Origin of the sequence: Roseivivax sp. THAF30 (assembly GCF_009363575.1) — a bacterium.
GTDB classification, from domain to species: Bacteria; Pseudomonadota; Alphaproteobacteria; order Rhodobacterales; family Rhodobacteraceae; genus Roseivivax; species Roseivivax halotolerans.
Window position 1 is genome coordinate 802,283 of record NZ_CP045389.1, and the last position, 14,342, is coordinate 816,624.

Below are 14,342 nucleotides of genomic sequence, written 5' to 3' on the forward strand. Positions count from 1 at the left end.
GCCCGCTTGAAGATACCCCTGTAGGGTATATGTGCATGTAAGGCTCAAATTCGAACAATCCTTCGCACGGATCTGGAGGCCCGACCATGAGTACGACGAATATCGACGGCCCCGAGGCTGCTCGCGCTGCGAGCCGCGGCAACGGCAAAACAGCCTCTCTTTATCGCATGGCCATGCCCGGCCATCTTTGTCCGTTCGGCCTGAAGTCGAAGGCGCTTCTGGAATGGAAAGGGTACAAGGTTGATGATCATCTTCTGACGAGCCGACCCGAGATCGACGCGTTCAAGGATGCCCATGGCGTGGAAACGACGCCACAGGCATGGATCGACGGAGAACGTATCGGAGGATTCAGTGAGCTGAAGACGCGCTTCGGGTACCGCGTCCTCGCCAAGGACGACACGACCTATGCGCCGGTGATCGCCATCTTCGGCTCCATGGCGCTGCTTTCCGCGGCGATTGTCGCCAAACTTTACGATGGCTTCCCGGTCCCGACATGGCTCATGTGGTTCTTTGCCACGTCGATGGTCGCTCTCGCGGTGCAGAAGCTGCAGGACGTTGGCGGCTTCGTGAGCGGCTTCCTCGGCTATGACCTGTTGGCACAGCGCTATGTGCCTTACGGCTATGCCTATCCCTTCCTTGAACTCTATGCCGGCATCGGCATGGCTGCGTTGATCGGTACCGGCTCACCGTTGATCTGGGCTGTGGCACCCGTGGGGCTCTTTATCGGAACGATCGGTGCGGTGAGCGTGGTCAAGGCTGTGTATATCGACAAGCGGGAGCTCAAATGCGCCTGCGTCGGCGGCGGATCGAATGTGCCACTGGGCGTCATCTCGTTGACCGAGAATCTGGTCATGATGGCCATGGGCATCTGGATGATCGCGAATGTGATGACCGGGACCACCATGCCGATGTAAAAGGTCTGCAAGACAACATCGTCCCCGGACCGGACGATGTTCGGCCTCTCAATATCGGATGGTGGAAGCGATGATGACTGCATTGATCGGTGGCGACGGCGGGAGCTCGACCAGTTTCCGTCGCCCCTCATATCGCATAGCGCCCTCATCGTGACACCGCTCATCCGGTGCCTTTCCATAATTCTCTTGAGCGCATTGATCCTGACGGGATCTCTCGCTCAAGAGCACGACGCGGCCTTAGGCGACATGACAGGCTTGGCCACCCACGCACTGGATCGCGAAGATCACGGCCCACATAAAAGCGGTCCCTCCGCGACAATCACGTCTTGCGAGTTTTACGGATCGGGGCATGCAGGCGACTGCGCGGTCGCTTGCTGCCATCCGGATTTAAGTCCGGAGAGCCTAAACGCCTCATTTAACGCCGCGCAGGCGTTTCACCAAACGGGCTTGGTCCCGGGCTGGCCTGGCCTTCGTGCGGCGGTGGAGACGCCTCCACCCAAGCATCTTCTGTGGAAGCCCCCGACTTTATTCCCACAGGAGATAGCATGATGAAGACTCAAACGACCCTCGCCGCGAGCGTTTTTCTCGCCCTCGCGCTCGCCAGCCAAGCGCCAGCTCAGAATGGAGATGTGTTCGAACTCCCGGAGCAATGCTCCGAGATGCCGGTATCAGCGATGCGCGAGACGCAAAGCGGGCACGACATGATGGATCATGGCGCGGACCACAACATGGGCATGGAGGAAGACCACGGTGGCATGATGCCCCAGCATGTGCGCGAAAATATGCAGAAGATGCTTCTGACAATGCCCGCGATGCAGCAGGGCATGATGCAGGAAGATCCCGACATCGCCTTTGCCTGCGGTATGATTGCTCATCACCAAGCGGCGATCGACATGGCACAAGTCGTTCTTGACCATGGACAAGACGCCGACATGCGGCGTCTCGCCGAGGAGATCATCGAGGTCCAGCGGGACGAGATCGAGTACATGTCCGAGTGGCTCGCACACGCGTCACGATAATCTTCACTGGCCGCGCGACGACAACGCGCGGCCAGTTCGCTGCCGAAGTGGCTTCACGCTCGCCTGCGCTGCGCAAGCCCCGCGCCGAAGTCGCCTCCCGGCAATATCCCGAACAGTATAATGCGGCGTAGTTCGGACATTGCTCGCTGAAGCGGTGCAGCCCGTCAATCAAGCGGTCTGCACAGTTCTGGGAAACGGTCGCCGACACGGCTTCACTTTATGTTGTCAAGCGCGGCAAGGATCCATTTCTCGTCTAACATGGTTTCCGCGGAAGCGATGAACGGAGAATTGTGATGTCCAGAACGAACAAGCGCCCCACCTCCGAGAAGTCGATCCTACCCTCCTCGTGGCGTGTCCCAAGAGGCATGACTGCTCCGATGTTGTCTCGCCGCCAGGCCCTCTTTTTTGGCGCGTCGGCGATCGGTGTGGCCATGGCCGATGCCGGTACGGCTCATGAACAGGACGTAACGTCGCCCGAGACTGAGCTTTCGCCAATGGAGCCCAAGATCGTGCAAATGGATGTCGAGGTGCCGCCAGGCGAGATCCATGTCGTTCCAGATCGCTTTGAGCTTTACTGGACAATTCCGGATGCACAGGCTTGGCTCTACAAGATCCGTGTCGGCCGGGAAGACCTTTATGAACCCGGTAGATTTTACATTGGGGCAAAAAAAGAATGGCCCTCTTGGACCCCGACGCCGGACATGATCGCGCGTGAGCCGGAAAAATATGAACAGTTTAAGGACGGGATGGATGGCGGTCCGGACAATCCGCTCGGCGCGCGGGCCTTGTATCTGTTTCAGGCGGGACGAGGCGACACCTTCCTCAGAATACACGGCACGAACGAGCCCGCGACCATCGGGCGTGCCGTGTCAAACGGGTGCGTGGGCTTGACCAACGATCATATCCGCCACCTGTATGACCGTGTCCCCATGGAGTCGACGGTCTTTCTTTACCCAAAGGCGACTGCTGACACCTATACCCAAGGCTGACCGTCAAAAAGACATCAATCCTTCGGATCCAGATGTGCTTGGCGAGATTACAAATTCAGCGAAGAGCGGCTTACCAGCCGACGTGTGGCATGTATCGCTGAGGCAATAAGTGGCGGTTGTCTGCGCCTTTATTAAGTATGCGGTCTTCGGCCCTCACCCGCCGTTCAGGCCCCGTCCGATCGCTGCGGTGCAGCTTCACCAGACCGGCCATTCGTCCATCGCGCAGCATTTTCAAAGGATCAAGGTCGGCAGTGCGGACTTTGCTGACCTTCGACGAACGGCAGCTATCAATCCGGGACAAAACCGTCCATTCTGTCCGCCGACAGCGGGGAGAACCCAAGAGCCCGGCACGCACGACGAGGCGCAGAAGGATCAGACCTTGACAGCGGCGAATAGAGAACCTCCCGAGGCACTACCATGGGCCATTGGCCCCGGGCGAGGGTGGGGGGTGAACAAGAAAGGGAATATCATGGGCACTTTCGACGCGGATCTTTTCGAAAAGGGCATGGAAAAGCGCAGGGAGACGCTGGGGTCGGAGTATGTCGAGAAAAGCTTTGCCGGGGCCGACGACCTGACTCGCTCGTTCCAGGAAGCGATGACGGCCTGGTGCTGGGGCTTCGGCTGGGGTGATCCGGCGATCGAGCCGAAGACGCGCAGCATGATGAACCTCGCCATGCTGGGCGCGCTTGGCAAGATGCACGAATGGGAAATCCATTGCCGGGGCGCGTTGAACAACGGCGTCACGAGGGACGAAATCCGGGCGATCTGCCATGTCGTGGCGATCTATTGTGGCGTCCCGCAGGCGCACGAGTGTTTTCGGGTGGCGCGCGAGGTTCTGGACGAGGCAACGCCGTGACCCAGCCTCTGCCCTGATCCGAGTAGGACCCACGCAGGGCGGCAGGTAGCCGCTCTGTGTGGGTTAGGTCTCGGCGTCGCGCTTCTGAGTGCGCTTTTGGTTGCGGCGAGCCAGCCAGATCGACAGCGCGAGGAACGCCGCTGCCAGCACGTAGAGCACGACGGAAATCGGGCTGGCGATCAACACACCCCAGTCGCCATTCGAGATCGACATGGCGCGGCGCAGGTTGCGCTCCATGTCGCCGCCCAGCAGCAAGCCCAGAACCAGCGGCACAAGGCTGACGTCGAGCTTGCGTAGCAGATAGCCCAACACCCCGAACATGATCATCAGCTGAAGATCGAATCCAGAGTTCGAAATCGAGAAGACGCCAACGAAGCTGACCGCCGCCACGATAGGCATCAGTGCCCATGTGGGCACCATCATCAGCCGACTGAACAAGCCGATCAGCGGCAGGTTCAGAACCAGCAAGGCCACGTTTGCCATGTAAAGCGATGCGACCAACCCCCAGACCAGGTCTGGCTGGCGCTCGAAAAGCAAAGGGCCGGGTTGTACGTTCAGCGAAATCAGCATCGCCAGCATGACAGCCGTGGTGCCCGATCCCGGCACGCCCAACGAGAGCATCGGGATCAGCGCCCCGCCCGAGGCCGCGTTGTTGCCTGCCTCCGGGGCCGCGACGCCGCGCGGGTCGCCCTTGCCGAAGGTGCCGTCCTTGTCGCTGGTCTGCTTTTCCATGGAATACGCCATTACAGAGCCCAGAGATGCCCCGGCCCCCGGCAGCACACCCGCGACGAAGCCGACGATCGAGCCGCGTAGGGTCGCCCAACGCGTCATCCATATTGCGCGCAGATCGGGCAGCCAGCTTGTCAGTCCTATGGGCTTGGCCCTGTCGATGGCGGCCTTCTCGAGCAACATCAGGATCTCGGACAGGGCGAACAATCCGACCAGTGCTACGATGGGATCGACGCCGTCGTAGATGTGATAGTTCTCGAAGGTATAGCGTGGGATGCCCGAGATCGGGTCGAGCCCGATCGTGGCGATCATCAGCCCTAACAGCGCTGAGATCAGCGTCTTGCGCGGATCGACGCCGGCGATGCCGCCGATCGTAATGAAGGCCAGAACGTACAGCGCGAAGTAATCGGCCGGCCCGAAATGGATCGCCGCGCGCGCCAGCAGGGGCGCAAAAAGAGTCAGGCCGATCACAGCGACCGTCGCGCCGATGAACGATGCCACGCCGGAAATGGCCAGCGCATCCGCCGCGCGCCCCTGCTGCGCCATCGGATAGCCGTCGAGCGTGGTCATCACCGCCGGCTCGTCACCGGGAATGTTGAGCAGGATCGAGCTGATCCGGCCGCCATACATCGCGCCGAAATAGACCGAGGACAGCAGGATCAACGACGATGTCGCGTCGAACCCGAAGGCGAAGGTAAGCGGGATGAGGATCGCGACGCCATTCACCGGGCCGAGCCCCGGCAGTGCGCCGATTAGCGTTCCGGAAAAACAGCCAAGCAGCAGCAACCCGATATTCAGCGGGGTCAGCGCGACGGCAAAGCCGCCGGCCAGAAGGGAAAAAACTTCCATGAGTGCACCTTGTGCTGCGTGTCAGTCGAACCAGCGGCCCAGAACGGCGAGCGGGAGCCCCAGGACCTGGTCAAAAAGCGCCCAGAGCGCGGGTGCGAGAAGCGCTGCCAGGATAAGGGCGCGCAACGGCGCCCCCCCAAGCAGAATGCCGATGCCGAGGATCAGGCCGAACGTGGCAAGCGGAAACCCCAGATCCCGCAACAGCAGCGCATACGCCAGCAGGATCGCAAGCGCGGCCGCTTGTCGTAGCATGTGCGACGGGCCGGGCCAGTGGACGGCGCCGGTCGGAAAAACCACCAGCGAAGCCGACAGGATCATCGCCGGGATGCCCACAATCAGAGGAAAAACCGACGGACCCAACACGTCCCCAAAGCTTGCCGTGTATTCGCGCCCGTACCAGGTATAAAGCGCCGCGATCACGAAGATCGCGACGCCGGCCAGTCTGACCGTCATTCAATCACGCCGATATCGCGCGAAATGTCCTCCATGGCCTGAGCTTCCTCGATGACGAAGTCGGAGAACTCCTCGCCGCCGCGCCAGATCGGAATCAGCCCGGATTCGACGGCTGCGGTCTGCCATTCCTCGGAATTGTAAAGCGTTTCGAGGTTGGCAACCCATTCGTTGTAGGCCGCGTCGGACACGTCTCCGCCGGTATAGAGGCCGCGCCAGTTGTAGCCGGTCACGTCGATGCCCTGCGATTTTGCGGTCGGGATGTCCGGAAACGCGGGGATCGGATCGTCCGAAAGCGCGGCGAGGACGCGGATGTCGCCCGAATCGACGAAGCCCGCAATCTCGCCCAAGTCGGTCGACACCACGTCGATCTGGCCGCCCATCATCTGCGTCACCGCATCGGTGCCGCCGTCGAATTGCACCCAGCGCACATCGCCGACCGCATCCAGCCCGCCTTCGCGCGCGACCATCAGCAGGCGGATGTGATCCCAGCCACCGGCGCCGGACGATCCCGCCGTGACCAGCGATCCGGGGTCGGAGGCCAGCATCTCGGTGAGTTGCTCCAACGACTCGATCTCGCTGTCGTCGTCGACGGCGATGACGCCCACATCCGCGCCCAGCATGGCAAGGTAGCGCATGGTCTCGACTGGCGCGGGATACCGGCCTTGCGCGATCTGCGTGATGCCGACGGTCGAGGTGGCGACGATCAGGTCCTCGTCTGCCGGACGCTCGTTGGCGACCATCGCAAAGGTCACTGCGCCCACGCCGCCGGGCATGTTGGTGACCTGAACATTGCCCTCCACGAGGTCCAGATCGGTCAAAATACGGCCGATGGTGCGACAGGTGAAATCCCAGCCGCCGCCCGGCGCCGACGGTGCGATGCACTCGGTGGCGGATGCCGGCGCACCGAAGCTCACCCCTGCGGTCAGGACCACGCCAAGCGCGGCCGAAGTCATGCTGAATATCTTCATAGTATCATCCTCCCATGGATGCGGCGAGGAAATGACAGATGTCGTTGGTTTGCAAGTGGTCGCAGCCATCCGTCTTTTTCGGATCGCGCAGCGCCGGCCCGTTCGCGGCAACGCAGAGGGCGCGTCAAAATGGCATCCCTTGCCCCAACCGAGCAATCTTGCGAAACGTGGCAAGAGGCGCGGCCTGTCCTGCGCCCCGTTACGGAAGGATACCGCCATGGCGAGCGCCGCCCTCGTGCCGCACGGCACCCGGATCACCATCTGCGAGGTCGGACCCCGCGACGGGTTCCAGAGCGAAAAGACGTTCATCCCCACTCGGAAGAAGATCGAGATTGCCAACGCCCTATTCGCCAGCGGGATCAGGCACATGCAGGTGACGTCCTTCGTCAGCCCGCGCGCCGTGCCACAGATGGCCGATGCCGAGGCAGTGCTTGACGGGATCGACCGCCCCGACGGCGCCTGGGTGACCGCGCTGGTGCCCAACCTACGCGGTGCCGAACGCGCCGCCGGCGCCGGCGTGGACGCGGTGCACACGGTCCTGTCGGCTTCGGAGACGCACAACCGCAAGAACGTGAACCGCTCCGTGGATCAGTCGCTGGACGAGCTGGACGCGGTGTTCGACGTGCTGTCGCGGACCAACATCGCCGTCGAGGGCGGGATCGCCACCGCCTTCGGCTGCCCTTTCGAAGGCGTCGTGCCGCCCGAACAGCTGGCGCGGATCGCGCGGCGCTACCAGGATCTGGGCGCATCCAGCGTGTCGCTGGGTGACACCACCGGCATGGCCACGCCGCTGACCGTGCAGGCCGCCATCCGCGCCATTCGCGACGCAGCACCAGGGCTCGATATTCATCTGCATTTTCACAATACCCGTGGCGTGGGGCTCGCCTGCGTTATGACCGGGCTGACCGAGGGCGTCACGCATTACGATGCGGCGGTCGGCGGGCTTGGCGGCTGTCCCTTCGCAGCCGGGGCGACGGGCAACATCTGCACCGAGGATCTTGCCTATCTGCTGCAGGAAAGCGGCTATGACACCGGTGTGGATCTCGAAAGGGTGATCGAGGCCGCGGCCCTCACGCAGGACATCATCGGCCGGGCCCTGCCCGGGCAGGTGCTCAAGGCCGGGCCGCGGCTGAAGCGCCACGACCCGGACCTGACCGTGACGGCCGCAGGATGAGCGCCCTGCCCCTATCCGGCGTGCGGGTCATAGACCTTACGCGGATCCTGTCCGGTCCGTTCTGCTCGATGGTCCTGGGCGATCTGGGCGCCGACGTCGTCAAGATCGAAGCGCCTGGCGGCGACGCCGTGCGCAAGCAGGGCCATATCGTCGATGGGCTGTCGTGGTATTTCGCTGGGTTCAATCGCAACAAGCGCTCGATCGAGCTGAACCTGCGTGCGCCCGAGGGCATCGCCGTTCTGGAAGACCTGCTGGCCGACGCCGACATTCTGACCGAAAATTTTCGACCCGGTACGCTCGACAAGATGGGCCTGACCGAAGCGCGGCTGGCGCAGATCAACCCCGATCTGATCGTGACGAGCGTGAACGGCTATGGCTCGACTGGCCCCTACGCCGACCGCCCGGCCTTCGACTTCATCGCGCAGGCCATGTCCGGGTACATGGCTACCAACGGCACGCCAGACACCGGCCCCTTGCGCACGGCCCCCCCAATCACGGATCTCCTCGCCGGGCTTTACGCCGCAATGGGGGCCGTTGCCGCGCTGAGAAACCGCGAACATGGCGGCCCGGCGCAGCGTGTCGAGGCATCGATGATGATGTCGATGCTATCGATGATGGCCTACCTGTCGTCGAATGCGCTGGCAACCGGACGCGACCCGGTGCCCACGGGAAACAATCATCCCATCGCGTCGCCCTACGGGCTGTTCCGCGCTTCGGATGGCGATATCGCCGTCGCCCCCTCGACCGAGGTGATCGTGCGCCGCTTTCTGGCCGAACTGGGGCTGGAACACCTGCTGTCGGACCCGCGTTTCAAGACCAACGCCCTGCGCCTGCAGAACCGCGCCGCGCTCAATGCGCTGATCGACGCGGCGGTGGCCGGCGGCACGCAGGACGACTGGATCGCGCGCCTAAACAAGGCGGGCGTGCCCTGCGGTCGCGTGCAATCTCTGTCGGAGGCGCTGAGCGACCCGCAGGTCGCTGCACAGGACATGGTTCTTCGCGTGCCGCATCCCGGACATGGCAACGTCGGCATGATCGGGTTTCCGGTTAAGTTCTCGCAATCGCCGCTGTCAGTGCGCCTTCCAACACCCCGTCTTGGCGAGCACGGTGCCGAGATCTTACGCGGGGTCGGCTACAGCGATGACCGGATCGCCGCGCTCACCGCGCAGGGTGTTTTGGGAAGCGGTCACGATCCGGCCGAATAGATGGCCGTGGACCTTTTTGCATAGGGTTTAAGGTGACCTGTCAAAACGGTGATTTCTGTCCCGCCCCAAGAGGGCCTGCGTCGTCAGAAGGTTAGCCGGGACAGAAGCCCCTGGAAAACCCATGTGGATCTTGCACGTTTATGGCTGCTCTGGAGAGTGGCCGTTCGCTGCAACCCGTCTAAGGCGTAGGTCGAGCTCGAAGCGGTCATGCGGCACTGCTGCGTGCGACCGCCCTGCCGGAGCAACTCGGCGCTCCCGGCCCTGACCGGACATTCACCCAGAGTCCCCTTCCTTCGAAGCGGCTTCACCAAACCGGCCATTTATCCGTGATGCGGCATTTTGGGGAGAGTGTCGACCATCAGTGTTCACGCCGACCGCGATGGTAACGGCAACGGAGGCGCTTTGCCCGCCCCGGCAGACCTTTAGATGGGTTGCGTCGATCCAGAGATAGGGCCACTCGCCTTGGATGGGTCGGGTAAGGAACACATCGACCTGTTCGTTGATCTCAGCACACAGCCGGCTGACTTGGCTCCTCGAGATGCCGGTGCCCCCAAACAGCAGACTTGTGACCGGAACCGTGGTAGTATCTGAGTCTACGCGAACCGCAACTCAAAACGCTGCTACGGAGAGAGACGGCGAAGATGCCCAAGGGTTACCTGATTGCGCACATCCGCGTGCATGACAAGGACGCCTTCGAGGAGTTCAAGCAACTCTCAGGCGCCGCCATAGCGAAGTTTAACGGCAAGGTCCTGGTTCGAAATCCCTCGCCTGACCACCGAGAGGGAGGTGGAAAGGGCCTGGCGATCCTGATCGAATTTCAAAGCTACGATACTGCGAAGTCCTTCTATGAGTCCGGCGCCTATACGGAAGCGCGTGCTGTAAGAGAGAAAATCTCCGATACCGACCTCATTCTGGTGGAAGGACTGTAGCCGCACCGGGCTTTGGCTTGTTTTCGGCAGCAATTCATTTGTCCGTCGCGAAAAAGGAGGGGACATGTCCACTGGGTTCAAGGGCCGCTGCCTTTGCGGCAAGCTGAGCTACCAAACTGGCGGTGATCCCCTTTGGATAACGATCTGTTATTGCCGTTTCTGTCAGCGTGCCACGGGATCGGACCGCATGATCGAGCCGATCTTCGAGCGATCTCTGTTTGCATTTACGGGCCTGAGCCCCGCTGTTTATTCGCTTCCCTCGGAAGGCAGTGGGAAAGATATCAACGTCCACTTCTGCACTGGTTGCGGCACCAAGGTAGCCCTGACCTTTGAGCGCTGGCCGGATCGAATTGGCATCTATGCAGGAACGCTGGATCAACTGTCGTCGGTGGCGGTGACGCCGGAGAACGCAAAGCACATATTTGTTTCTGAAGCCCAGCCAGGGACGATCTTACCGGCGGGTTTCAAGGTCTTTGACCGGCACGCCACCGAAAATGACGGCAGTCCAATCGAACCGACTGTCCATGCTGCTCCTTTCCTGGTGCGTGGCTGACCTAATCGTGGGAGGGTGACGTCTCGCGGCAGACTTGCGGCAGCGCAGCAGGGCGTGGGTCTTGTTGCGTCCAGTTTGCATAGCTCTCGGCCCATTGCGCACCTCCGCAGAGAGGAGTGCATGGCGTCGCGGCCTTCTCTGAGGCGGACTTTCACCTCTCAGAAGAATATTCATTGCCCATTGGCAAGGCCGACACTCATAGACTGTGCAGCCCTTGCCCGGGCACAGTGAAACCCGAAGCTTTTTGGTCACTGAGCCATCATATCCGATCACAAGGACCGGACCATGAGAACACAAGACACACTCAAAGTAATGCGCGTGCTGAACGACTACATCAAAGGCACCCGTGAGGGAGATGGAGATATCCTCCGGCGAGTTTTTCATCCTGAGGCGGTGGTGGCTGGCTGGTTTGGAAGTGATCTGCTCATGCGCGGCCCTGAGGGCTTCATCGCACGAGCAGAGGGCGCCGATGCCGGGCCGGATTATACAGCCTGTGTCGCGTCCGTGTCTGTTTTGGGCAACTCGGCGACGGCAACCGTGATCGAAGACGGTCTTTGGCAAGGCTGGTCTTTCGTCAATCAGTTTCACCTCATCCGGGATGAAACTGGGCTGTGGAGCATAACGGCGAAGCTCTTCCACCGCGATTGATCCGGGGACGGGCTCAATAGACTGTGAGCCAACTTAGAGTACCAGCGGGCCGAGCTCGTGCCTGACTACCTCTGGCATGCGTCGCACTCGGCCCGTTGCTTTCAATCATCCAGACCGTACCGTACGGCAGTTCCGATCCTTTTGTTGACGTGATCGAGCGTTTCATGAAATCATTTTGTCATATGATTTCATTGCAAATCAACTGATTGGCCTGATCATGCAACTTCTTAAAATATGTGCTTTTATCCTAATATGTTCATCATCTGCACTCGCCGATCCCCATCCGATGCGTCTTGGCAGTCATCCCTTCAATGGTAGTGTTCAGCCAGTGACTGAAGATGGGGTCACACGCTTTGAAATCCGCAACCACGAGTGCAGCAGCCGGAAATATGGCGATGGACGTGGCGAAAGCGACTGCCTGAACGGCAATGTTCGTTCGAGTTTGACCGCGCACCAAGCCAACAATTCTTCCTCGTGGACCTACGAATTCCAATTCAGAGTGCCGGGTCCGATCGGATACTCAGGCTGGCGCAATTCGCACGCGTGCGGCTTTCTTCCTGGCTGTGAAGACTCGCGCCTTCGAATTGCAAGTTGGGAAGGCAACCGCCTCCATAACTTTCTTTACATGCTAAAGCTCGATAGCCGCCACGGCGCACGGTTCCTTGACCAGACCTGCGTTAAGCCGGAGGACTTGGAAGAGTGGAGTACCTTTCGCATGGAGGTGCATTGGTCCAACAATGATCGTGGGTGGATCCGCGTCAGTTGTGACGACCGCGTCATACATTTTCGAGAAGGAAACCGAACCGCGGAAGCGCCGCACTGTTACATCACCAATCTCTGCCAAGATGGTTCGCAGAAGCGGCCCAGTCGAGTGCTGACAATCCTCGGTCCGGTGATGCAGGGTTTCGGGCACGAATGGCGAAAAAGAGGCAAGCCGCATCAGTTCACGGATTTTTACGCCGACATACGCGTTGAGATGCGAAACATCGTTTTCACACCCGAAGCGACACTTTACGACGACGAAACGTCGAACGCAGTACGCGAGCTACAGGCTCATCTACTGGCTCTTGGCTGCGACCCAGGCCCGGTAGATGCCGCGATGGGTCCGAAAACACGAGATAGCGCACTGACTTGCCGCAATATGTCCGAATTCAGTTTGCCGACCGAGATCAATGCCGAAACGGTGTCGCAATGGCTGAAGGCATATAAAGATTATCATCCCCTATAGCCTTGGCACTGGCCACTGGGTTCAACTATGAGCGAGCTCTGTTCCAGTTTACTAAATACGCGCGTCCCGCCATCTAATTCTATTCTCGCAAAGACCGTTTTTCACGCATTTTCCGATTTCTGATATTGGGACATTATAGAAAACGCGGACCTTGAAAAGGCGTCGCTGAACCCGCGTTCTCTAATCTCGTCAGCCCAGCTGACCATCGGTTTTCCACATCTTTTCGAGACTTTGATGCGCACGCACCCTGGCATGGACCCATCGCACGACTATTCAGTGGCGCGCTACTGCATGGTCATCACTGATTTCGAGCCATCCGCGCGGATAAAGGTCACAGTCCCATCATCTTCAAACACGACATTCTGGCACGCGGTGCCCGCCCAGTCCGCGGGCTGCGTCAGCGTCCGACAGAATTGCCCGTTGCGCTCTTCCCAGGTACCGACCACCGCTGAGCCGTCGGCCTCAGTGCCCGATAGCACCCCGCCAGCCTCTGGCGTGATTGACCACCCTCCGCTATTAACGAGCGTCTTTCCGGTCAGCCGCGTCTCGATCGGACCCATCGTCGACATCGTTCCAGTCGTCGCACATCCGGCAAGAAGGCCGATCGAAATCACCGTTGCGATTGCTCCCCTGATCAGCATCTCTTTCCTCCTCCAATGAAGGCTTTCAAGCATGCAGATCTATTTTAATAATCAACAAAATTGATTCTAAGTGGCTTCTTGGTCTGTTTTTGCGTTTGGGAATTAGATACCTCCGCCGCAATCGCGGCTGCGGCTTCCAACATTTATTGCAGCAGACAACTTGGGTAGTGCTGTTGTCTTTATGGCACCATTTCACAAGCCAATACGGTCAGATGAGCAGACGTTCGCGTTGCCCGCAGCGAACTTCCGCTCTCCGTCCTTCCTACGTTAGGGAACGTGAATGAGATCGGCTTAGAGAGGGTCGTCACGCGGCAAAAAATGTAGCGGTGCAGCGGGCCACTTGCGGTCCTTCGTCGTTTTGCCTCTTACACTTGGGCAGACGCGCCGGGGAGTTGCAGCCCCGGCAGTGATCTCACTCATATGATTGAGCACGCCCTTCCTCGTTGGCGAGAAAAACCCAATCCACTTGATCTACGTCGAAGCGACCGAAAGCGATGTAGTCGCGGAACGCATGAATGCTTGCGAAGTCATGTCGGGCATCGGGATACCGATCAAAAAGCTCATTCATGAACGCGTTGTATTCCTTGGCGCTCAGGTCGCGACGCCGGATGACGCGGTGGTAGTCAAGACAGAACATTCGATAGAGGTTATTGCATATTTTACTTATATGTGCCGTCTCGCCAGATTGGCCAATTGAGTAATCGAGGCTGAATGCTTTCGAAGCCATAGTCCTACCTTCTTATTGTACCCTGGTAGCGGCTCGGGGCCGTATCTATTCCATTTTCCGCTACGTGAATAAATTGGGTTCGCTTCATAGGGCACAAAACAAAAACTGAAGAGAATGAGTGTTCTGTCTATTATCATGATCCCAGTTGGGCGTTCGTATATGAAACACCTGGTTACGGTGAGACGCGCATACGGCACAGCTCAAGGTGCACCCCATTCTGATCGAGGACGGTGGATTGTGTGGGGAGCGTGAGTAACTGCTATGCCCGCCAAGACTGGCCCGTTCGACCTTCAAGATTTTCTACCGGGACACTTTCCACTGTTTGCCACCAAGCAGACCCCTCTCTTGGCGAGTGTTCGCAGCGAACAACAGCTTCCTGTCCGCCTTCGTCTAACTTGGCGGTTGCGTCTTTTGTCGGGCACGTGCTGCGAATGGCCATCACTTCAGCGAATATCACCGC

Annotated in this window: 15 protein-coding genes and 1 pseudogene; 10 read left to right on the forward strand and 6 right to left on the reverse strand. The window is 59.9% G+C overall.

Going from position 1 to position 14,342, the window contains the following annotated elements:
* Nucleotides 1–86: 86 nt before the first annotated feature.
* The 4 genes from FIU91_RS03795 to FIU91_RS03810 all read left to right on the forward strand — a co-directional run bounded on the left by FIU91_RS03795 (nucleotide 87) and on the right by FIU91_RS03810 (nucleotide 3,778).
* Complete coding sequence (locus FIU91_RS03795) at nucleotides 87–914, forward strand: MauE/DoxX family redox-associated membrane protein (RefSeq protein WP_152461503.1); 828 nt, start codon at nucleotides 87–89, stop codon at nucleotides 912–914.
* A gap of 545 nt (nucleotides 915–1,459) precedes the next feature.
* Complete coding sequence (locus FIU91_RS03800) at nucleotides 1,460–1,933, forward strand: DUF305 domain-containing protein (RefSeq protein ID WP_152461504.1); 474 nt, start codon at nucleotides 1,460–1,462, stop codon at nucleotides 1,931–1,933.
* Nucleotides 1,934–2,226: 293 nt separating this feature from the next.
* Entirely contained in the window at nucleotides 2,227–2,922 is a 696-nt protein-coding gene (locus tag FIU91_RS03805; RefSeq protein ID WP_371418244.1) for a L,D-transpeptidase, read from the forward strand.
* Between the two features lie 469 nt (nucleotides 2,923–3,391).
* A complete protein-coding gene (locus FIU91_RS03810) occupies nucleotides 3,392–3,778 on the forward strand; it encodes a carboxymuconolactone decarboxylase family protein (protein ID WP_152461505.1) in 387 nt (128 codons plus the stop codon).
* 63 nt (nucleotides 3,779–3,841) lie between these two features.
* Here the strand turns inward: FIU91_RS03810 and FIU91_RS03815 are convergent, their stop codons facing one another.
* Genes FIU91_RS03815 through FIU91_RS03825 form a run of 3 tightly spaced genes read right to left on the reverse strand, consistent with a single transcriptional unit; the run spans nucleotide 3,842 to nucleotide 6,777 of the window.
* Nucleotides 3,842–5,356: a tripartite tricarboxylate transporter permease gene (locus FIU91_RS03815; RefSeq protein ID WP_152461506.1), complete on the reverse strand. Its 1,515-nt coding sequence runs from the start codon at nucleotides 5,354–5,356 to the stop codon at nucleotides 3,842–3,844.
* Nucleotides 5,357–5,377: 21 nt separating this feature from the next.
* Complete coding sequence (locus tag FIU91_RS03820; RefSeq protein ID WP_152461507.1) at nucleotides 5,378–5,809, reverse strand: tripartite tricarboxylate transporter TctB family protein; 432 nt, start codon at nucleotides 5,807–5,809, stop codon at nucleotides 5,378–5,380.
* Nucleotides 5,806–6,777: a tripartite tricarboxylate transporter substrate binding protein gene (locus tag FIU91_RS03825; protein ID WP_152461508.1), complete on the reverse strand. Its 972-nt coding sequence runs from the start codon at nucleotides 6,775–6,777 to the stop codon at nucleotides 5,806–5,808. Before FIU91_RS03825 ends, FIU91_RS03820 begins: the two co-directional genes overlap by 4 nt.
* Before the next feature lie 217 nt (nucleotides 6,778–6,994).
* Here FIU91_RS03825 and FIU91_RS03830 point away from each other — a divergent pair, with 217 nt between their 5' ends.
* Together FIU91_RS03830 and FIU91_RS03835 are read left to right on the forward strand one after the other, a co-directional pair.
* On the forward strand, nucleotides 6,995–7,951 hold the full coding sequence (locus FIU91_RS03830; protein ID WP_152461509.1) for a hydroxymethylglutaryl-CoA lyase: 957 nt from the start codon (nucleotides 6,995–6,997) through the stop codon (nucleotides 7,949–7,951).
* Nucleotides 7,948–9,156: a CaiB/BaiF CoA-transferase family protein gene (locus FIU91_RS03835; protein WP_152461510.1), complete on the forward strand. Its 1,209-nt coding sequence runs from the start codon at nucleotides 7,948–7,950 to the stop codon at nucleotides 9,154–9,156. The genes FIU91_RS03830 and FIU91_RS03835 overlap by 4 nt, the downstream gene beginning before the upstream one ends.
* Before the next feature lie 351 nt (nucleotides 9,157–9,507).
* Here the strand turns inward: FIU91_RS03835 and FIU91_RS03840 are convergent.
* Nucleotides 9,508–9,708: pseudogene (locus tag FIU91_RS03840) on the reverse strand (transposase); the annotation flags it as partial.
* Nucleotides 9,709–9,797: 89 nt separating this feature from the next.
* Here FIU91_RS03840 and FIU91_RS03845 point away from each other — a divergent pair.
* The 4 genes from FIU91_RS03845 (at nucleotide 9,798) to FIU91_RS03860 (ending at nucleotide 12,514) form a co-directional block, all read left to right on the forward strand.
* Nucleotides 9,798–10,085, forward strand: a complete 288-nt coding sequence (locus FIU91_RS03845) for a DUF1330 domain-containing protein (RefSeq protein ID WP_152461511.1) — start codon at nucleotides 9,798–9,800, stop codon at nucleotides 10,083–10,085.
* A 64-nt stretch (nucleotides 10,086–10,149) separates the two neighbouring features.
* Nucleotides 10,150–10,638: a GFA family protein gene (locus FIU91_RS03850; RefSeq protein ID WP_152461512.1), complete on the forward strand. Its 489-nt coding sequence runs from the start codon at nucleotides 10,150–10,152 to the stop codon at nucleotides 10,636–10,638.
* Between the two features lie 285 nt (nucleotides 10,639–10,923).
* A complete protein-coding gene (locus tag FIU91_RS03855) occupies nucleotides 10,924–11,286 on the forward strand; it encodes a nuclear transport factor 2 family protein (RefSeq protein WP_152461513.1) in 363 nt (120 codons plus the stop codon).
* A 175-nt stretch (nucleotides 11,287–11,461) separates the two neighbouring features.
* Entirely contained in the window at nucleotides 11,462–12,514 is a 1,053-nt protein-coding gene (locus tag FIU91_RS03860) for a peptidoglycan-binding protein (protein ID WP_152461514.1), read from the forward strand.
* 284 nt (nucleotides 12,515–12,798) lie between these two features.
* On the opposite strand, the gene FIU91_RS03865 is transcribed toward FIU91_RS03860, so the two are convergent.
* Both FIU91_RS03865 and FIU91_RS03870 read right to left on the reverse strand, forming a co-directional pair.
* Nucleotides 12,799–13,155 carry a hypothetical protein gene (locus tag FIU91_RS03865; RefSeq protein ID WP_152461515.1) on the reverse strand — a complete coding sequence of 119 codons (357 nt, stop codon included), beginning with the start codon at nucleotides 13,153–13,155 and terminating at the stop codon, nucleotides 12,799–12,801.
* A gap of 412 nt (nucleotides 13,156–13,567) precedes the next feature.
* Nucleotides 13,568–13,882 carry a hypothetical protein gene (locus tag FIU91_RS03870; RefSeq protein WP_152461516.1) on the reverse strand — a complete coding sequence of 105 codons (315 nt, stop codon included), beginning with the start codon at nucleotides 13,880–13,882 and terminating at the stop codon, nucleotides 13,568–13,570.
* Nucleotides 13,883–14,342 lie beyond the last annotated feature (460 nt).